Origin of the sequence: Microbacterium proteolyticum (assembly GCF_029639405.1) — a bacterium.
Taxonomy (GTDB): Bacteria; Actinomycetota; Actinomycetes; order Actinomycetales; family Microbacteriaceae; genus Microbacterium.
Window position 1 is genome coordinate 307,321 of sequence record NZ_CP121274.1, and the last position, 17,984, is coordinate 325,304.

16 protein-coding genes are annotated in these 17,984 nt (G+C 72.5%); 6 read left to right on the forward strand and 10 right to left on the reverse strand.

Annotated features, from left to right (window positions below):
• Window positions 1-50: 50 nt before the first annotated feature.
• Window positions 51-770: a demethylmenaquinone methyltransferase gene (locus P8R59_RS02290; protein WP_278102541.1), complete on the reverse strand. Its 720-nt coding sequence runs from the start codon at window positions 768-770 to the stop codon at window positions 51-53.
• A 9-nt stretch (window positions 771-779) separates the two neighbouring features.
• Window positions 780-1,343: a DUF402 domain-containing protein gene (locus P8R59_RS02295; protein WP_278102542.1), complete on the reverse strand. Its 564-nt coding sequence runs from the start codon at window positions 1,341-1,343 to the stop codon at window positions 780-782.
• A gap of 161 nt (window positions 1,344-1,504) precedes the next feature.
• Between P8R59_RS02295 and P8R59_RS02300 the strand changes: the two genes are divergently transcribed.
• Window positions 1,505-2,719, forward strand: a complete 1,215-nt coding sequence (locus tag P8R59_RS02300; RefSeq protein WP_278103779.1) for an isochorismate synthase — start codon at window positions 1,505-1,507, stop codon at window positions 2,717-2,719.
• Here the strand turns inward: P8R59_RS02300 and P8R59_RS02305 are convergent.
• From P8R59_RS02305 to P8R59_RS02315, 3 genes are read right to left on the reverse strand one after another with little or no spacing between them, the layout of a single operon-like run.
• Entirely contained in the window at window positions 2,716-3,573 is an 858-nt protein-coding gene (locus P8R59_RS02305; protein ID WP_278102543.1) for a polyphosphate kinase 2 family protein, read from the reverse strand. The genes P8R59_RS02300 and P8R59_RS02305 overlap by 4 nt on opposite strands.
• Before the next feature lie 55 nt (window positions 3,574-3,628).
• A complete protein-coding gene (gene menD, locus P8R59_RS02310; RefSeq protein ID WP_278102544.1) occupies window positions 3,629-5,404 on the reverse strand; it encodes a 2-succinyl-5-enolpyruvyl-6-hydroxy-3-cyclohexene-1-carboxylic-acid synthase in 1,776 nt (591 codons plus the stop codon).
• A 2-nt stretch (window positions 5,405-5,406) separates the two neighbouring features.
• The gene (locus P8R59_RS02315) at window positions 5,407-5,832 is read right to left on the reverse strand and encodes a PLD nuclease N-terminal domain-containing protein (RefSeq protein WP_278102545.1); all 426 of its coding nucleotides are present in this window, start codon (window positions 5,830-5,832) and stop codon (window positions 5,407-5,409) included.
• A gap of 74 nt (window positions 5,833-5,906) precedes the next feature.
• On the opposite strand from P8R59_RS02315, the gene P8R59_RS02320 reads away from it, so the two are divergent.
• Entirely contained in the window at window positions 5,907-6,218 is a 312-nt protein-coding gene (locus P8R59_RS02320) for a DUF4229 domain-containing protein (RefSeq protein WP_077052385.1), read from the forward strand.
• A 3-nt stretch (window positions 6,219-6,221) separates the two neighbouring features.
• Here P8R59_RS02320 and P8R59_RS02325 read toward each other — a convergent pair whose 3' ends face one another.
• From P8R59_RS02325 to P8R59_RS02340, 4 genes are read right to left on the reverse strand one after another with little or no spacing between them, the layout of a single operon-like run.
• Entirely contained in the window at window positions 6,222-7,193 is a 972-nt protein-coding gene (locus P8R59_RS02325; RefSeq protein WP_278102546.1) for a 1,4-dihydroxy-2-naphthoate polyprenyltransferase, read from the reverse strand.
• Between the two features lie 11 nt (window positions 7,194-7,204).
• Window positions 7,205-8,347: an AMP-binding protein gene (locus tag P8R59_RS02330; protein WP_431606885.1), complete on the reverse strand. Its 1,143-nt coding sequence runs from the start codon at window positions 8,345-8,347 to the stop codon at window positions 7,205-7,207.
• Between the two features lie 28 nt (window positions 8,348-8,375).
• The gene (locus tag P8R59_RS02335) at window positions 8,376-9,278 is read right to left on the reverse strand and encodes a 1,4-dihydroxy-2-naphthoyl-CoA synthase (RefSeq protein ID WP_278102548.1); all 903 of its coding nucleotides are present in this window, start codon (window positions 9,276-9,278) and stop codon (window positions 8,376-8,378) included.
• A 5-nt stretch (window positions 9,279-9,283) separates the two neighbouring features.
• Window positions 9,284-10,081, reverse strand: a complete 798-nt coding sequence (locus P8R59_RS02340; protein WP_278102549.1) for an LLM class F420-dependent oxidoreductase — start codon at window positions 10,079-10,081, stop codon at window positions 9,284-9,286.
• Window positions 10,082-10,128: 47 nt separating this feature from the next.
• Here P8R59_RS02340 and P8R59_RS02345 point away from each other — a divergent pair, with 47 nt between their 5' ends.
• Window positions 10,129-11,130 carry an o-succinylbenzoate synthase gene (locus P8R59_RS02345; RefSeq protein WP_278102550.1) on the forward strand — a complete coding sequence of 334 codons (1,002 nt, stop codon included), beginning with the start codon at window positions 10,129-10,131 and terminating at the stop codon, window positions 11,128-11,130.
• On the opposite strand, the gene P8R59_RS02350 is transcribed toward P8R59_RS02345, so the two are convergent.
• A complete protein-coding gene (locus P8R59_RS02350; RefSeq protein ID WP_278102551.1) occupies window positions 11,117-11,743 on the reverse strand; it encodes a TetR/AcrR family transcriptional regulator in 627 nt (208 codons plus the stop codon). The genes P8R59_RS02345 and P8R59_RS02350 overlap by 14 nt on opposite strands.
• Before the next feature lie 122 nt (window positions 11,744-11,865).
• Between P8R59_RS02350 and P8R59_RS02355 the strand changes: the two genes are divergently transcribed.
• From P8R59_RS02355 to P8R59_RS02365, 3 genes are all read left to right on the forward strand, one after another.
• Complete coding sequence (locus P8R59_RS02355) at window positions 11,866-14,763, forward strand: MMPL family transporter (RefSeq protein ID WP_278102552.1); 2,898 nt, start codon at window positions 11,866-11,868, stop codon at window positions 14,761-14,763.
• Window positions 14,760-16,802, forward strand: coding sequence for a YhgE/Pip domain-containing protein (locus P8R59_RS02360; RefSeq protein WP_278102553.1), 2,043 nt, complete (start codon window positions 14,760-14,762; stop codon window positions 16,800-16,802). Before P8R59_RS02355 ends, P8R59_RS02360 begins: the two co-directional genes overlap by 4 nt.
• A gap of 231 nt (window positions 16,803-17,033) precedes the next feature.
• Window positions 17,034-17,930, forward strand: a complete 897-nt coding sequence (locus P8R59_RS02365; protein ID WP_278102554.1) for an endonuclease domain-containing protein — start codon at window positions 17,034-17,036, stop codon at window positions 17,928-17,930.
• The last annotated feature ends 54 nt before the right edge of the window (window positions 17,931-17,984 follow it).

Sequence of the window (17,984 nt, forward strand, 5' to 3'; positions counted from 1 at the left end):
CGGGCCAGCCGCCGGTATCTCGACGGTTGACAGCGCGCGCCCCCGCGGCGTCACGCCCCCGGGTTGCTACCGCGGTGGAGAGCCACGATGCCGAAGGTGAGGTTGCGGTAGGCGACGTCGACCCACCCGGCATCCCGCATCCACGCTGCCAGCGTCGGCTGGTCCGGCCAGTCGCGGATGGATTCGTTGAGGTAGTCGTACGCCTCGGCGTTGGAGCTCACCGCCTTCGCCACGGTCGGGAGCACCCGGTCGTTGTAGAAGCGGTAGAGGCCGTTGAACGCCCGGGACGGCGGGTGGGAGAACTCGCACACGACGATGCGCCCCCCGGGCTTCGTGACCCGGCGCAGTTCCCGCAGCGCGCGACGCGGGTCGTTGACGTTGCGGAGTCCGAACGACATCGTCACCGCGTCGAACTCCCCGTCCTGGAACGGCAGGTCGGTGGCATCCGCCTGCACGAACTCGAGGTTCGGGACGTTCCCGTGGCGACGTCGCCCCTCGGCGATCATCCCGCGGGAGAAGTCGGCCGCGACGACGTGGGCGCCGCTGGGGACGAACGCCATCGACGACGTGCCGGTGCCGGCGGCGAGGTCGAGGATCCGCTCGCCGCGCTGCGGCGCGACGGCCTTCAGGGTCGCGACGCGCCAGAACCTGTCGTTGCCGAGACTCAGCACCGAGTTGGTGCGGTCGTAGGCCGCGGCCACCTGGTCGAACATTCCGCTGACGCGCTGGGGGTCCTTGCCGAGATCGGCGCGGTTCGGGTCGCTGCTCACCCGTCGAGTCTAGGCGCGGCCGGACTCGCCGTCCCCGGCTTGCGCGAGGTCGGCCAGACGCTTCAGCCACGGCCCCGTGACGTCGTCCGAGAAGGGCGCCTCACGGTCGCGCACACGGCGCTCCAGGTCGACGGCCACGGACTCGAGGTGCGTCACGACGTCGGCCGGGTAGCCGTACTTCACCCGGTGCTCGTCCCACTCGTCGCGGTCGTCGATCCACGTGCCGCGCTCGTCGGTGCGCCGCACGACGTCGAGGTCCATGTCGATCCCCACGGGGGCGCCGTCATCGTCCCATCCGGCATCCCACGCGAGATCGATGTAGACGGCGACCGGGTGCGGGGCGGCGTTGTGCGTGAAGGCCCAGTCGCCGCTGGCCGGGACGAGGGTGACGTTGGGCTCGCGGCAGACGAACTCGCGGCCGGGGCGGACGCTGCGCCACCCGATCTGCTGCCCGAACCAGTCGCCCCAGTCGTCGCTGCCGAGGTAGACGCAGTCCTGCTCCCAGTGCGGGGACCCGTCCCACTTGCGCCAGCGGAACACGAGCCGGGTGCCGGGTGCGGGTCGGGACGTCATGCCGCGAGTCTAAGTCGCGGCGCATGCACGACAGGTGACGGTGCTGGCGTCCTGGCGCTTCCATGCCCCGAGTCTCAGTCGCGGTCTACTGTGGAAAGGTGCAGCAGCCGGCGGATGACCTCGTCCCGCGTCTGCGCGTCGTCACGCGCGAACTCTCCCCCATGGACGACGTCCTCGACTACACGACGGGCTACGACCCGCTGTTCTGGAGCCGCCGAGGAGAGTCGCTCGCGGGCTTCGGCGACCTGCTGACGCTGCGGTACACCGGCGCGCAGCCGGGCGACGCGACGATCGCGGATCGCTGGCGCCGGATCGCCGCCGCCGCCGACATCGACGACCCCCTGGGCCTGCCCGGTACGGGGCTCGTGGCCTTCGGCTCGTTCGTGTTCGACCCCCGGTCGGAGCGCGAGAGCATCCTGCGGGTTCCCGGCACGATCGTGGGACGCCATGGCGGTCGCGCGTGGGTCACGCGGCTAGCCTTCGCCGACACCCCCGACGAGCCCGAACCCGAGCTGCCGCCCCGCTCCCCGTTCGGTCCGCACTGGTCGGCCACGCTCGGTCCCGGGAGGCAGACCGCCGAGGGATACCAGGAGGCCGTGCACCACGCCGTCGAGGCGATCGGAGTGGGTGAGGTCCGGAAGGTCGTGCTCGCGCGCGACATCGTCGGCACGATCCCCGCCGGCTCCGACCGTCGCCGCCTCGTGCGGTCGCTGCTGGAGGGCTACCCCGACTGCTGGGTGTTCGCCGTCGACGGTCTGATCGGCGCGAGCCCCGAGACGCTCGTCACCGTGTCGCGCGGCACCGTCACCGCCCGGGTGCTGGCCGGGACCACGGCGCGCGGAGGCGACGCCGACAGCGATGTCGCCGCGGCCCTCGCCCTCACCGAGAGCGCGAAGGACCAGGAGGAGCACCGGTTCGCCGTGCAGAGCGTCCTCGCCGCCCTCCGCCCGCACACCTCGGCCCTCGCGGCCGCCGAGCAGCCCTTCACGCTGAAGCTCCCGAACGTCTGGCACCTGGCGACCGACGTCGAGGGCGAGCTGTCGGAAGCGGCATCCTCCCTCGACCTCGTCGCCGTGCTCCACCCCACCGCCGCGGTCGCCGGAACCCCCACCGCGGTGGCCATGGACGTCATCCGCCGCCTCGAGCCCTTCGACCGCGGGCGCTACGCCGGCGCCGTCGGGTGGATCGGCGCGTCGGGCGACGGCGAGTGGGCCATCGCCCTGCGCTGCGCGCAGATCGACCCCGCCGCCCCCGCATCCCCCACCGCGACGATCACCGCGTACGCGGGCGCCGGGATCGTCGCCGAGAGCGTGCCGGAGTCGGAGCTGCTGGAGACCCGCGTGAAGTTCCGGCCGATCGTCGAGGCCCTGGCCTAGGACTCCGCGAGCCGCTGCTTCTCGATCGCGACGTCGTAGTCGGCCGTGGGCCACTGCGGGTCGATGTCCGTGAGGGCGTCGATGAGCAGCCGCTGCACCGCGAGCCGCGCGTACCACTTGCGGTCGGCGGGCACGACGTGCCACGGGGCGAGCGGCGTGGAGGTGCGTTCGAGCGCCACCTGGTAGGCATCCATGTAGTCGTCCCACAGGGCACGCTCGTCGACGTCGGACGGGTTGTACTTCCAGTGCTTGTCGGGCCGGTCGAGACGGGATGCCAGGCGCTCGCGCTGCTCGTCCTTCGAGATGTGCAGCATGACCTTGACGACCCGGATGCCGAGCTCCGCCGCCTCGGCCTCGAACGCGACGATCGCTCCGTAGCGCCGCTCGATCTCGTCGGCCGGGGCGAGGGAGCGGACGCGTCCGATGAGCACGTCCTCGTAGTGCGAGCGATCGAAGACGCCGAGGCGACCCGCGTCCGGCAGACGTTTGCGGATGCGCCACAGGAAGTCGTGCGCCAGCTCCTCGGCGGTCGGCTTCTTGAACGAGGCCAGCTCGACGCCCTGCGGGTCGACGGCGCCGACGACGTGCTTGACGATGCCGCCCTTCCCGGCGGTGTCCATCGCCTGCAGCACCAGCAGCACCGAACCGGTCGCCGTGCCGGCGACGCTCTGTGCGAAAAGACGCTCCTGCAGGTCGGCCAGCGGTGCGACGCCCGCGTCCAGGTCGGCCTTGCCCTGGTCCTTGTCGCCGTCGTAGCCCGGCGTGGACCGGGGGTCGACATCGGCGAGACGGAACCCCGGTGCGACGTTCAGGGCGACGGCGGCGGGCGTGGTCCAACGGCTGTGCGAACTCATCGACACATCGTGCCGTGCCAGACGAACTCTCGCCAAGAGGTTGACGCCGCGCGGGTCAGCGCTCGAGCGGAACCTCGATCAGCTGGCGACCGCCCGCAGGGGACGTGAGCGCCTGGTCGAGGGCGACGCGCGTCGTCACCCGGCGGTACTCCCAGCCGTACGCGAGCGCGAGCTGCTCGAGCCGGACGTTCTGCGGCGTGTACTGCACGCGCTCCATCGCGTCCGCCCCCGCGACGCCGGCGACCTCGAGGCCGTCGAAGATCGTGCCGCCACCGTCGTTGCCGACGATCACCTGAAGCCGCGGCTCGTGCTCCCCGGGGGGAAGGAGGAGTGCCCCCACGTCGTGCAGGAACGCGAGGTCGCCGAGCAGGACGCGCGTGACGCCCGGGCGTTCGTCGTCCTGGCTGGCCAGGGCGACACCGGTCGCGGTCGCGATCGTCCCGTCGATGCCGGCGAGCCCGCGGTTGGCGTGCACGGCCACCTTCTTGCCCCCGAGCAGTTCGTCGGCGACCCGGACGAGACGCGACGACCCGAACACGAGCCGGTCGTGGGGCCAGGTCGCGCGCCACACGGCGTCGACCAGGGCGGCACGGTCGACGGGAGCGCGGATCACCGCGACCTCAGCGTTGATCGCGCCGAGTCGCTCGTGCGGAACAGCGGACGACAGACCGTCCGCGTCGGGAGCGGGAGGGCTGAGATCGACGGCCGCCGCGCGCGACGCGCGCATCCACTCCCCCAGCCACGCGCGGTCCCCGGCGCCGTCGGCATCCACGGCGTCCGCCGCCCGGGTCGCCCCGTTGAGGTTGATGGGCTCGCCCGGACCGCGCACCGCGATCACCTCGACGTCCTCGCGTCCGAGTAGGCGCGCGATCTCGCGGCTGAGGGTGGGGTGCCCGAACACCACGACCCGCTCGATGCGGCCCCCGAGCGCCGGGTCGCGCAGGAGCGTGCGGTAGGCGTGCACGACGTGTCGGCCGTAGCGCGCGCCGCTGACGATCTCGGCGACGAGCGGGAAGCCGCCGCGGTGGGCGAGCTCCTCGGCCGCGGGGCCCGCATCCGCGCCGGCGACCACGATCGTCCGCCGCCCTGGTTCGAGGATCACCGGCGCCTCGGGCTCGGGTGCCACGTCGGCGATCCCGATCCCGCCCCCACCCTGGTACAGAGCTCCGGATGCCTCGTCGGCGGCCGGATCACCGGGCGCAGCCGGTCGCGTCGCACGGTCCACGAGCCACGCCGGGGCGGCACCCGCGAGCGGTTCGCGCAGGGGGACGTTCAGATGAACGGGACCGGCCGGGCGCGTGCCTTCGCCCAGCGCCGCGGCGAGCGCCGTCGCGGCGACCGCGTCGAACGCGGCGGTCTGGGGGGCGGTGGCATCCGGATCCACGGTGTCGGGGACGGAGAGATCGGCCTCGAACCGGGTCGTCGAGTGGAAGAGCCCGGGCTGCCGGGTGGTCTGGTTCGCACCGACGCCGCGCAGCTCCGGGGGGCGGTCTGCGGTGAGGAGCAGCAGCGGAACGCCGGAGTGGTGGGCCTCCAGGGCGGCGGGCAGCAGGTTCGCGACCGCCGTGCCGGACGTGCAGATCACGGCGGCCGGCATCCCGGTCTCGCGCCCGATACCCAGGGCCGTGAACCCCGCGACGCGTTCGTCGATGCGCACGTGCAGGCGCACGAGTCCCGCGCGCTCCAGGTCGGCCGCCACGAGGGCCAGGGCCTGCGACCTCGACCCGGGGCTCACGACCAGGTGCCGCACGCCGCGGGCGACGAGCCCGGCCAGCAGCGCCGCAGCCGCGTCCGTCGAGGGCGCCGCGGCGCCCGTTTCCCCCTGTGCCACGGTCAGCTGACGGCGCCGCGCTGACCGCGGGTGTCGTCGTCGCCCGGCTTCCCGCCGGGGTCGTCGCCGTCCGGCTTCGGCGCGGGTCGGCTGTCGCGCGGATCCTCGCCCTCGGAGTCGAGCTGAGCGAGCTCCTCCTCGAGGCGGCGGATGCGCTCGTCCTGGTCGGCGCGCGCACGGGCCGAGAGTCCGCCGAGGAACTCGGGGTCGTCGTCCGGAGCACGTCGGAGCACCGGGCCACCGGCGCGACCGCGGCCGATCACGAACCACAGGATGCCACCGAGCACCGGCAGCAGGATCACGATCACCATCCACGCGGGCTTGCTGACGCCGCGGTGGCGGGTCGCCGGTTGAACGGCGCAATCGACGATCGTGTAGACCCAGAACGCGGTCGCCACGAGCGCCAGGATCAGCAGCAGGCGTGCCATGCAGTGATTCTACCGGCGCTGCCTGGGCGGCGGCCGGGCGCCGGGTGAGGGCGGAGCGGTCGTAGAGTGGTCGTATGCGTGCCCGTTCCGCCCTGGTCTACACGGTGCTGCGTCTCCTCGCTTTCGTGGTGCCGCTCGGCATCCTGCTGCTGTTCCCCGTCTTCCAGGAACTGCCGTGGCTGGCCGCGGTGTTCGCCGCCCTCATCGGTCTGAGCCTGTCGCTGCTGTTCCTGCGACGCCCGCTCGACCAGGTCACCGGCGACCTCGCCGAGCGCCGTGCCGCGCGCCAGGCGAACGACCGCCGCACCGCCGCGGAGCGCGACGCCGACGTCGAGGACGCGGTGGTCGACGCGGCCGGCGATGACCGGCCCGACGCGACGCGCTGAGCCTCAGGCCACGAAGGCCCAGAACAGCACGGCTCCGTACGCGACGGACGTGAAGCTCGTCACCTGCAGCGCCACGATGAGTTCGCGCGGTGACCGGTAGGTCCACACGATGAGGATCGCCGACAGGGCTCCCAGCAGCGCGATGAGCGTCAACCACGCGATGGGGTAGACCAGGGCGAGGAACACCGCGATCCCGAACGGCACCAGGACGAACAGCGTGAACAGCACCTGCGTGGCCCGACGGCCGATGAGCACCGAGAGCGTGCGCTTGCCCGCGAGACGGTCCTGATCGATGTCGCGCAGGTTGTTCGCCAGCAGCACCGCGCACGCGAGGAGACCCGCGGCCACGGCTCCGAACCACGCCTCCTGCGGGAGGGCCTGCACCTGCAGCCACGTCGTCCCGAGCGTGGCGACGAGGCCGAAGAAGACGAAGACGAACACCTCGCCGAGGGCGTTGTAGCCGTAGGGCCGCTTCCCGCCGGTGTAGAACCAGGCGGCGACGATGGAGGCCGCACCCACGGCGAGGAGCCACCACTGTTCGGTGCGGATCACGAGGGCGAGCCCCACGACCGCGGCGAGCGCGAAGAACGCCAGCGCCACGATGAGCACCGTGCGCGGCTTCGCCTTCCGGCCGCCCGTCAGTCGGCCGGGGCCGACGCGGACGTCATCGGTCCCCCGGATGCCGTCGCTGTAGTCGTTGGCGTAGTTCACGCCGATCTGCAGCGCGAACGCGACCGCGAGGCACGCGAGGGCGATCACCCAATGCAACTGGTCGTCGACGAGCGTCGCGGCGCCGGTGCCGATGAGCACCGGGGTGATCGCGAGCGGCAGCGTCCGCAGGCGCGCGGCCCCGATCCAATCGCGCGCGGTCGCGCGTGTCGCCGCGCGCGGCGCGGGACGGTGGGCCTTCTGGGGGTTGCCGCCGGGACGCCGCTTCGGGGCCGGACGCGAGCGCTTGCGAGACTGTGCTGCCACGGAGGGAAAGCCTAATTCTTCGCGGAGCCGAACCGTTGCCGCAGGGCGGCGCGGTCGGGCTTCCCGGATGCCAGGACCGGCAGGGCGTCGACCAGGACCACCCTCGCGGGCCGGGCGACGGGTCCGACCGCTGCGGCAACGGCGGTGCGCACACGCTCGAGCGTCTCCCGTTCGTCTCCGGACGCCGCCACCACGACGGCGGACCCCTGCCCCCACTGCGCGTCCTCGACCGGGATCACGACGGCGGACTCCAGACCCGGGATGCCACGAACCGCCGCCTCGACCCGGTCGAGCGAGACGTTCACGCCGCCCGACACGATGACGTTGTCGAGGCGCCCGATGACCCGCAGCACTCCGTCGGCGAACTCGCCGCCGTCACCGGTGCGGTACCACCGGGTACCGGCGGCATCCGCGGGGAAGACCTCGGCCGTGCGGTCGGGATCGCCGAGGTAGCCGTCGGCGAGGGTCGGGCCCGAGATGCGCACCTCGCCGTCGACGATCGCGAGCTCCACCCCGTCCAGCGGGACCCCGTCGTACACGCACCCGCCGCTGGTTTCGGTCGACCCGTACGTCCGCACGATCCGTACGCCGGCCGCGGCCGCCCGCTCGCGCAGGGCGACGGGCAGCGCCTGTCCGCCGATGAGGATGCGCTCGAACGAGCGGAGCGCCCGCAGAACCTCGGGGTCGCCCTCGGAGGCGTCCAGCAGCCGCTGCAGTTGCGCCGGGACGAGAGAGGTGTAGGTGGGGACGCGCTCGCCGTTCTCGTGCGACGCCATGCCGAGAGCAGCCGCGGCGAAGGGCTCGGGACGGAAGGGCCCGGCCAGGACCGCCGGCTCCCGCCCGCTCACGAGCGCGCGCACGAGGACCTGCACGCCCGCGACGTAGGTCGCCGGCACCGCCAGCAGCCACGCGCCCTCGCCGATGCGCGCCGCCGTCGCGAAAGCGCTCGCGATCAACGCGTTGCGGCCGATCGCGACCGACTTCGGCACGCCCGTCGACCCCGACGTCGTGATGACCGCCGCCGTCCCGGCCGGCACCTCGTCCGGCAGCCCGCCGCCACCCAGGGCGACCGCGGGCCCCGCCCCCAGGACGGCGTGGCGCAGCGCGCGCAGCACGTCGCGGGGATCGTCGGATGCCGCCGCCTCCAGCTTCACGACCGCACCGGGGCGCGGCATCCCGGGTTCAGTAGTGCCACGGGACGCCCGACCAGTCGGGGTCGCGCTTCTCGAGGAACGAATCGCGCCCCTCGGCCGCCTCGTCGGTGCCGTACGCGAGCCGCGTCGCCTCGCCCGCGAACAGCTGCTGCCCGACGAGCCCGTCGTCGACCGCGTTGAACGCGAACTTCAGCATGCGGATCGCCGTCGGCGACTTCGTGAGGATGGTCCGGGCCATCGCCAGCGCCTCACGTTCGAGGTCGGCGTGCGGGACGACGCGGTTGACCGCGCCCATCTCATACGCGCGCTGGGCCGAGTACTCCTCGGCGAGGAAGAAGACCTCGCGCGCGAACTTCTGCCCGATCTGACGAGCGAAGTAGGCCGAGCCGTAACCGGCGTCGAAGGACCCGACATCGGCATCCGTCTGCTTGAAGCGACCGTGCTCCGCACTCGCGATCGACAGGTCGCACACGACGTTGAGCGAGTGACCGCCGCCCGCCGCCCATCCCGGGACCACCGCGATGACGACCTTCGGCATGAACCGGATGAGGCGCTGCACCTCGAGGATGTGCAGGCGCCCCGCCCGGCCGTGGTCGGCGACGGACGTCTCGTCGTCGGAGTACTTGTACCCGTCGCGCCCGCGGATCCGCTGGTCGCCGCCCGAGCAGAACGCCCACCCCCCGTCCTTCGGGCTGGGACCGTTGCCGGTGAGCAGCACGACGCCGATGCGGTGGTCCTGCCGGGCGATGTCGAGGGCCCAGTAGAGCTCGTCGACGGTGTGCGGGCGGAAGGCGTTGCGCACCTCCGGTCGGTCGAACGCGATGCGGGCCACCCGGCCGTCGTGCGTGACGTGGGCGGTGATGTCGGTGTAGTCCTCGGCGCCGGGTGCGAGCGTCCACTCGGCCGGGTCGAAGATGTCGGAGACGTTCACGTCACTCAGGCGTTCTTGCTGTCCCGCCAGGCGAGCCACCGCTCGATGATCGAGTAGTCCCAGTCGGGACCGGAAAATCCGAGCGTGAACAGGCGCGTCCCGGCGTCGTACAGCGCGTCGGCGACGCTCTCGTCGCGGTCTTTGAGTTCGTTCGACACGATGAGGCCGGACAGGTCGCGCCCCTCGGTCTCGGCCCAGCGCTCGATGACCTCGAACTTGTGGGGCAGCTCGTCGGGCGTGACGAAGCTGTGCCAGATGTCGGCGTGGCGGGCGACGATGCGCAGCGTCTTCTGCTCGCCCTTGCCGCCGATCATGACGGGGATCTTGCGGGTGGGGGCGGGGTTGAGCTTGCCCCAGCGGTCGACGATCCGGTCGAGATCGCTCGCGAGGGCGTTCAGGCGGGACCCTGCCGTCCCGAACTCGTAGCCGTACTCGTCGTAGTCGCGCTGGAACCAGCCCGATCCGGTGCCGAAGATGAAGCGACCGGTGTCGCCGCCCTTCTTGCTGATGTGGTCGACCGTGCGGGCCATGTCGGCCTGCAGGTCGGCCCCGCGGTAGCTGTTGCAGTTGACGAGCGCGCCGAACTCCACGCGCTCGGTCTGCTCGGCCCAGGCGGCGAGCATCGTCCACGACTCGAAGTGCTCGCCGTCGGGGTCGCCGTAGAGGGGGAAGAAGTGGTCCCAGTTGAACAGGATGTCGACCCCCATCTCCTCCAGACGGAAGACGGCGTCGCGGATGTCGGAGTACTGCACGTGCTGCGGCTGGATCTGGACGCCGAGCCGGACCGGGGTGTCGAAGAGCATGCCGCCAGCCTATTCCCGGCGTCCGACACCGAGGCCAGGATGGGGGGATGAGTCCCCTCCCGCCGCTCACCGACGTCCTCGCCACGGCCCGCGTCGTGGCCCTCCCCCTCGCCACCCGGTTCCGCGGCATCCGGACGCGCGAGGCCGTCGTGTTCGAGGGACCGGAGGGATGGACGGAGTTCTCGCCGTTCGTCGAGTACGACGACGCCGAGGCCGCGACGTGGCTCGCCGCCGCGCTCGAATTCGGCTGGCATCCCGCCCCTCCCCCGGTGCGCACCAGCGTCCTCGTCAACGCGACCGTCCCCGCGGTGACCGCGTCCGAGGTCGAGGGCGTGCTCGCCCGCTTCGACGGATGCCGGACGGCCAAGGTGAAGGTCGCCGAAGCGGGGCAGGTGCTCGCCGACGACGTGGCGCGAGTCCGCGCGGTGCGCGCGGCGATGGGGCCCGAGGGACGCGTCCGCATCGACGCCAACGGCGGATGGAACGTCGACGAGGCCGAGCGCGCCGTCCACGCCCTCGCCGAGTTCGATCTCGAGTACATCGAGCAGCCGTGCGCCGAGGTCGAGGAACTCGCCGAGCTCCGGGAGCGCATCGGCTACCTCGACATCCCCATCGCCGCGGACGAGAGCGTCCGGAAGGCAAGCGACCCGCTCCGGGTCGCCCGCGCGGGAGCGGCCGACCTGTTGGTGATCAAGGCGCAGCCGCTCGGCGGGGTGCGCGCCGCTCTCGCGATCGTCGCGGAGGCGGGTCTTCCCGCGGTGGTGTCGAGCGCCCTCGACACGTCAGTGGGGCTGTCGATGGGACTGGCCCTCGCCTCCGCCCTGCCCGACCTGGAGTTCGACTGCGGCCTGGGCACCGCGGCGCTGTTCACCGAGGACGTCGTCGCCTCACCCCTGCGTCCGCAGGGCGGGGCGCTCTCGATGACCCGCGCGAGCCCGACCACGGCCTCGCTCGACCGCGTCGAAGCCTCCGCCGACCGGCGCGACTGGTGGCTGCAGCGCCTGACGCGTTGCTACCGCCTCCGGGAGGCCGACCTCACTCGAGGATGAGCGTCAGGATGTGCGAGAGCCGCGCCGCCAGCTCGGGCTGCGCCGCGCGCGGGTCGCGACCGGCGATGAGCGCGTGCTCGGTCGCCGACACCCACATCGACAGCAGCAACTCGGTCGCCGCCTCCGGGGGGACCCGCAGCCGGAGGCCCCTCGCCTCGGCGATATCGCGGACGAGGTGCGAGACGTTCTCGGACAGCCCCCGATCGAGCGCGAGGTAGGCCACCGCGAAGTCCGGATTGCGCAGCGCCTGCGTGCGGATCTCGGCGTTCAGGAGCACGTCGAGTCGATCCTGGGCGGCGATCTCGAGCACCTGCTGGACGAGGTTGTGCAGCTCGGTGTGGGCATCGAGATCGTCCGCCTCGAGCGAGGCGATGCGTTCGCGCAGCGTCGCGAGCGTCGCCTCCGCCGACCTCTCGCACAGCGCGAGGAACAGCTCCTCCTTCGAGGCGAAGTTCGAGTAGAAGGCCCCCCGGGTGAATCCCGCGCGCTCGCAGACGGCCTCCACCGACGTCGCGTCGATGCCCTCTTCGGCGAACAGCTGAGCCGCGGCATCCATGAGTCTGGTGCGGGTGTTCTCGCGTCGTCGCGACGGCGCCGGTGCCGTGTCGGTCATGCGGCGCTCCTCTGGCTTCACGGGCGAGACTCAGGTTGGCCCCACGCCCTGGAGACTACGATACATTGTTGTATCCGATACGGTGCTGTATCGACCCACCGCCGACCTCGGGAGCAGCCACCGTGTCCACATTCCTGTACACCCTGGGCCGTTGGTCGTTCCGTCACCCGTGGCGGGTCCTGTCGGCCTGGCTCCTCATCCTCGTGCTCGCGGGCGGCGGAGTCGCGCTCTTCGCCAAGGGCACCGACAACACGTTCGCGATCCCCGGAACCGAGTCGCAGGCCGGTCTCGAGATGCTCTCGCGCACCTTCCCGCAGGTGAGCGGCGCCAGTGCCGACATCGTGGTCGTCTCCGCCGACGGAGCCGGCGTCCGCGACCAGGGATATCAGGATGCCATCGGCACGACGATCTCCGACATCGAGAAGCTCGACTTCGTCGAGGCCGTCACCGACCCGTTCGACGAGCGCATCTCCGGCGGGGTGTCCGACGACGACCGTGCCGCCATCATCCGCATCCAGTTCTCGGGTGAGGCCACCGAGGTGCCCACCGCCACCGAGGACGGCCTGCGCGAGGCCACCACGGCGCTCGGCACCGCCCTCCCCGCGGGGTCGCAGGCGGTGCTGGGCGGTCAGCTCTTCGCCACCGAGATCCCCGGGGCGAGCATCACCGAAGCCCTCGGCGTGGTGATCGCCGCGATCGTCCTCATGCTGACGTTCCGATCGTTCCTCGTGGCCGGGATGCCGCTGGCCACCGCCATCCTCGGCGTCGCGCTCTCGGTCGCCCTCATCTTCATCGCGACCGGCTTCGCCACGGTGTCCTCCACGACCCCGCTGCTGGCGGTCATGCTCGGACTCGCCGTCGGCATCGACTACGCCCTCTTCATCGTGTCGCGACATCAGGATCAAGTACGCGGCGGCATGGACCCCGAGGAATCCGCCGCCCGAGCCACGGGCACGGCGGGCTCGGCGGTCGTGTTCGCCGGCATCACGGTGCTCATCGCCCTGATCGGCCTCGGCTTCGCCGGCATCCCGTTCCTGACCACGATGGGCGTCGCCGCATCCGTCGCCGTCGCCATCGCGGTGTGCATCGGGCTGACGCTGACGCCCGCCTTCCTCGGATTCGCGAAGGGCCGCGTGGTCGGCTGGGGCTTCGCCAGGAAGCGGACGTCCGCACGCCGTCGCCGCACGATGACGGCGGAGCAGGGCGCCGAGGCCGACGCCGTGGCCGAGGCCGCCCGCGCCGGGAAGGCGGCCGCCCGCAAGGCCCGCACCGAGCGCACCGGCCCCGCCAAGCGGTGGGTCGGCCTGGTGACGCGGCATCCCGTCGTCACTTCCGTCGCCGTCATCGGTCTGCTCGGCGTCACCGCGATCCCCGCCGGGAGCCTCGCCCTCACGCTCCCCACCGCGGGACAGCTGCCCCCGGGCAACGAGGCGCGCACAGCCTACGAACTGACCGACGAGTACTTCGGGCCCGGTGCCAACGGTCCGCTCATCATGACCGGCACGATCGTCACCTCGAACGACCCGCTCACCCTCATGACCGACATCGGCGACGAGGTCGCGAAGATCCCCGGCGTCGCTCAGGTCGCCCTGGCGACCCCGAACCAGACGGCCGACACCGGCATCGTGCAGATCGTGCCGGAGACGGGCCCCGAGGATCCCCGCACGGCCGACCTCGTGCGGGAGCTCCGCGCCGCCGAAGACCGCCTCTACGACCAGTTCGGCGTCCGGCTCCTCGTCACCGGGTACACCGCCGTCACCATCGACATCTCCGACCAGCTCGGCGCCGCGCTGCTGCCGTTCGGCCTGTTCGTCGTCGGCCTGTCGCTGATCCTGCTCATGATCGTGTTCCGCTCGATCTGGGTGCCGCTGACCGCCGCGGGCGGGTACCTGCTGTCGGTGGCCGCCTCGTTCGGTGTCGTCGCGGCCGTGTTCGAGTGGGGCTGGTTCGCCGACGCGCTCCACGTGGCGAAGGTCGGACCGATCATCAGCTTCATGCCGATCGTGCTCATGGGCGTGCTGTTCGGCCTCGCGATGGATTACCAGGTGTTCCTGGTCTCGCGCATGCGCGAGGACTACGTGCACGCCGACCGCGAGGGCCGCACGCCCCGCGAGGTCGCGCTGGGGGCGGTGCGCAGCGGCTTCATGGGCTCGGCCCGCGTCGTCGTGGCCGCCGCGGTCATCATGTTCTCGGTGTTCGTCGCGTTCGTGCCGGAAGGCGATTCGAGCCTCAAGCCGATCGCGCTGGGCCTCGCCGTCGGCGTCGCCGTCGATGCGTTCCTCGTGCGCATGACCCTGGTCCCCGCGGTGCTCGCGCTCCTGGGGGCGAAGGCGTGGTGGATGCCGCGCTGGCTCGACCGACTGCTTCCCAAGCTCGACGTCGAGGGCGAGGCCGTCGAACGCGAGATCGGCCTGCGGGATTGGCCGACGGAGCCCGCCATCGCCCTCGCCGCCGACGACCTGCGCGCCGCCACTTCCTCCGACGACGAAGAGCCGGCGTTCGCCGACGTCCACCTGCGCGTCGGATACGGCGGCACGCTGCTGGTGACCGGCGAGACGCGCGTCACGCGCCCCCTCCTGCTCGCACTCGCCGGCCGACTCTCCGCGGTCGAGGGTCGCCTGCGCGTCGACGGCCTCCTGCTCCCCGAGCGAGCCGGCGCCGTCCGCTCCCGCGTCGGGCTGGCGCTCCTCGACGATCCCGGATCCGCCGTCGACGAGGTCACCCGGGCGCTGGCCGGCCGCACACGCCTCGCGGTGCTGTGCGACGTCGACCGGCTCGACGCCGACACCCGTTCCGACGTCGCCGAAGAACTCCGACGCGCCGCCGTCGCCGCGCGCGAGCGCGCCGACGATGCCGGGTCGGCGTTCACGCTGGTCGTGTCGGCCCGCGACGAGCGTCGCGCGCTCGCCCTCCTCGCCGACGCCCACCGCCCGGACGTGACCTCGCTCGCGCTCCCCGCGCCGCAGAGGCACCGCCCGGCCCCCGAGTCCTCCACCGATCTCTCCGAGGTGTTCGCATGACCGTCCCCGTCGAGCGCTCCCGCTCGCGTCGCCCCGTGACCTGGCTGACCCTCATCGGCGTCCTCCTGCTGCCGGCCGTGATCGGCGGCATCCTCGTCGGCGCGCTTTACAACCCGACCGATCGCCTCGACAACATCACCGCCGCGATCGTCAACGACGACAAGCCCGTACAGCTCAACGGCCAGACGGTGCCGTTGGGTCGGCAGCTCACCGGCGGGCTCGTCCAGGGCGCGGACGACCAGCCGAGCAACATCGACTGGGTCATCTCCAACGACGAGGATGCCGCGGCAGGCCTCAAGGACGGCACCTACACCGCGGTCGTCACCATCCCCGAGAACTTCACCTCGGCGGCGCTGTCCACCCGGCCCGGCGAGACGCCCGAACGCGCGACGATCGGGCTCGAAACGGCCCCCGACGCGCGCGTGGTCGACGGCGCGATCACCGCGCAGCTGGCATCCACCGCCTCCTCCGTGTTCGGCACCGAGCTGTCGTCGCAGTACCTCACGAACGTGTTCCTCGGCTTCACCACCCTCGGCGAGAAGCTGGGGGAAGCGGCCAGCGGCGCGCACCAGCTCGCCGACGGCGCCGGGCAGGCCGCGACCGGCGCGACCACGCTGACCGACGGCCTGGGGCAGCTCTCGGACGGCGCCGGCCAGGTCGCGTCCGGGGCGCAGCAGCTGGCCGCGGGCACGACGCCGCTCGCCGACGGCGCCTCGCAGATCGCCGGCGGCGCGACCGCGCTGGCCGGGGGGACGCGCGAGGCCGCGTCCGGCGTCCGCGACCTCGCGGACGGCAACAAGGCGCTGGCGGCCGAGATCAACGACCTGGCCGACCAGATTCCGCCGGGCTTCGCGCAGGCAGCGACCGACCTCTCAGACGCCGCTCCGAAGGTGAACGACGCGCTCGTGGAGGCGGCCGCGGCGCTGCAAAAGGCCGCGGACGAGTGCACCGGCACGCCCGAGCAGTGCGACGCGCTGGAGAAGGCCGCCGCCGACGCGAACGCGGCGCTCCCGCAGGCCACCGAGACCGTGACCCAGATCGGCACGCTCGCCGGTCAGGCGGCGAAGCTCCCCGCCGGAGTCCGCGCGATCGCCGACGCGAACCAGAAGCTCGCCGACGGCGGGTTCAAGGCCGCGAACGGCATCGACACGATCGCCGGCGGCATCGACGGCCTGAGCACCGGCGCGAGCCAGGTGGCCGACGGCACGCGTCAGCTGGGAGCCGGCGCCGCCACGCTCAGCTCCGGCGCGGCGCAGGTGGCATCCGGTGTCTCCGCATCCCGCGACGGCTCCGCGCAACTCGCGGACGGCGTCCAGAAGGTGGCATCCGGAACCTCCTCGCTCGCCGACGGACTCGACACCGCCGTCGCCCAGCTGCCCACCTACACCGACGCGCAGGCCACGAACCTCGCGAAGGTCGTCGCCGACCCGGTGTCGGCCACGGGCGTGAGCACGTCGCTCTTCGGCATCTCGGCGGTCCCGCTGCTGGCCATGGCCGTGCTGTGGTTCGGCGGGGTCGCGTCGTTCGTCGCGTTCCAGGCCGTGTCGGCGCGGGCGCTCACGAGCCGGCGCGCGTCCGGACTCGTCGCCCTCCGCGGCTTCGCCCCCGCGGCGATCGTCGGCGCCGTGCAGGGGCTCCTCGTCGCCGCCGTGGTGCAGGTGGCATCCAACTACGACTGGGGCGACTGGGCGCTGTTCGCACTCGTCTGCATCGCCGCCGGAGTGGCCTTCGCTGCCGTGAACCAGGCACTCGTCGCGGTGTTCGGCGGCGCCGGCCGATGGATCGCCGCGATCGTCGGAGCGCTGGCCATCGCGGCCAACATCGTCTCGACGGTGCCGCCGGTGCTCGCCGGCTTCGCCGCGTTGCTGCCGACCTCGCCGGCCTACTCCGCGATGCTGGGCGCACTGGCGTCGTCGGGGGGCGTCGGCACCGGGATCGTGGCGCTGGCCGTCTGGGCCGTGCTGGCTCTGATCGTGACGACGCTCGTCGTCGTCCGCCGCCGTACGGCGTCCGTCCGCACCGCCACCCAGCCCGCGTAGGCGGGGGGCGCGGGGGCGCGCGCGCGTGTGCGTGCGTGCGTACCCGGTTCGGTGTCCAAGACACGCGGACGAGCGGTGACCCCATCCGCGTGTCTTGGACATTGAACGCGGGGATGCGGAGACATGGCGGCACCGAGCACCCGTCCTCCCCACGGGCGATATCGGCGCCGTTGTCCGCAGAACGGCGAGCAAGGCGCGCGGAAGGACGCGCGCCCACGGTTTCTTGGGGCGGTGCGCCGCTCACCGCTTCCCTCCGCCCTCGGTGTCGCCTTCGACGTCGCGAGCGCTGGAGGAATGGGGCTGACCTCGGGACGCCTGTTCGCGAGTGACCTCGCGGCGCCGTTTCACGGCATCCGGATGCGCTCCGATCAGGAGTTCGGCACCCTTCTCCAGAGATGCCGCGCGTATGCTCCTCGGCTGCGTGGGCCACAGTTCTTCAGCCACACCACCGCCGCCGCCGTGTGGGATCTCCCGTTACCCCTGTACGCGATGCGCGACCTCCACGTCTCGGCCAGCCCGCCCGCGAGAGAACCGCGCACGACCGGCGTCATCGGGCACCGGATCCGGATGGATGCCGCGGAACTCACCCTCCGCTCGGGACTCCCGGTGCCCACCGCGGCCGAGACCTGGGCGCAGCTCGGCGGGATGGTTCCCCTCGACGCGCTCGTGGCCGCAGCCGACGCGATCCTGACGCGCGGCAACGTCGACACGGGAGACCTTCGGGCAGCCGCCGAGCGGTTGCGTCGGAGAGGCGCTGCCGATCTCGACGCGGCCCTCGAACTCGCTCGTCGCGGAGCGGAGTCTCCGCGCGAGACCGACCTCCGTCTCATCCTGCAGCGGGCGGGATTGCCCGAACCGGAGCTAAACGGCGACCTCGTCGCCGGCGGGCGCTTCATCGCACGCCTCGACCTCGCCTACCGCGAGTACCGGGTCGCGGTCGAGTACGACGGGCGTCAGCACGCCTCGATGGAGCAGTTCCGACGAGATGCCGACCGGTGGCCGGCCATCGCGAGCGCCGGCTGGATCCTCGTCCGCGTACTGGGCCACCACCTGCAGAACCCTGAGCGGGATGTCGTCGCGCCCGTTCGCGACGCGCTGCTCTCCCGGGGGTGGCGCCCCCGCGCGTGAGCTCCCGCGCGCACTCCTCGGTGTCCGAGGGCCCGTTCAGTGTCCAAGACACGC

Excerpts from the sequence above, each read along its gene's own strand:
- P8R59_RS02295 (WP_278102542.1), bottom strand. The coding sequence starts at position 1,343 with ATGACGTCCCGACCCGCACCCGGCACCCGGCTCGTGTTCCGCTGGCGC.
- P8R59_RS02300 (WP_278103779.1), top strand. The coding sequence starts at position 1,505 with ATGGACGACGTCCTCGACTACACGACGGGCTACGACCCGCTGTTCTGG.
- P8R59_RS02305 (WP_278102543.1), bottom strand. The coding sequence starts at position 3,573 with ATGAGTTCGCACAGCCGTTGGACCACGCCCGCCGCCGTCGCCCTGAAC.
- P8R59_RS02315 (WP_278102545.1), bottom strand. The coding sequence starts at position 5,832 with ATGGCACGCCTGCTGCTGATCCTGGCGCTCGTGGCGACCGCGTTCTGG.
- P8R59_RS02320 (WP_077052385.1), top strand. The coding sequence starts at position 5,907 with ATGCGTGCCCGTTCCGCCCTGGTCTACACGGTGCTGCGTCTCCTCGCT.
- P8R59_RS02340 (WP_278102549.1), bottom strand. The coding sequence starts at position 10,081 with ATGCTCTTCGACACCCCGGTCCGGCTCGGCGTCCAGATCCAGCCGCAG.
- P8R59_RS02345 (WP_278102550.1), top strand. The coding sequence starts at position 10,129 with ATGAGTCCCCTCCCGCCGCTCACCGACGTCCTCGCCACGGCCCGCGTC.
- P8R59_RS02350 (WP_278102551.1), bottom strand. The coding sequence starts at position 11,743 with ATGACCGACACGGCACCGGCGCCGTCGCGACGACGCGAGAACACCCGC.
- P8R59_RS02360 (WP_278102553.1), top strand. The coding sequence starts at position 14,760 with ATGACCGTCCCCGTCGAGCGCTCCCGCTCGCGTCGCCCCGTGACCTGG.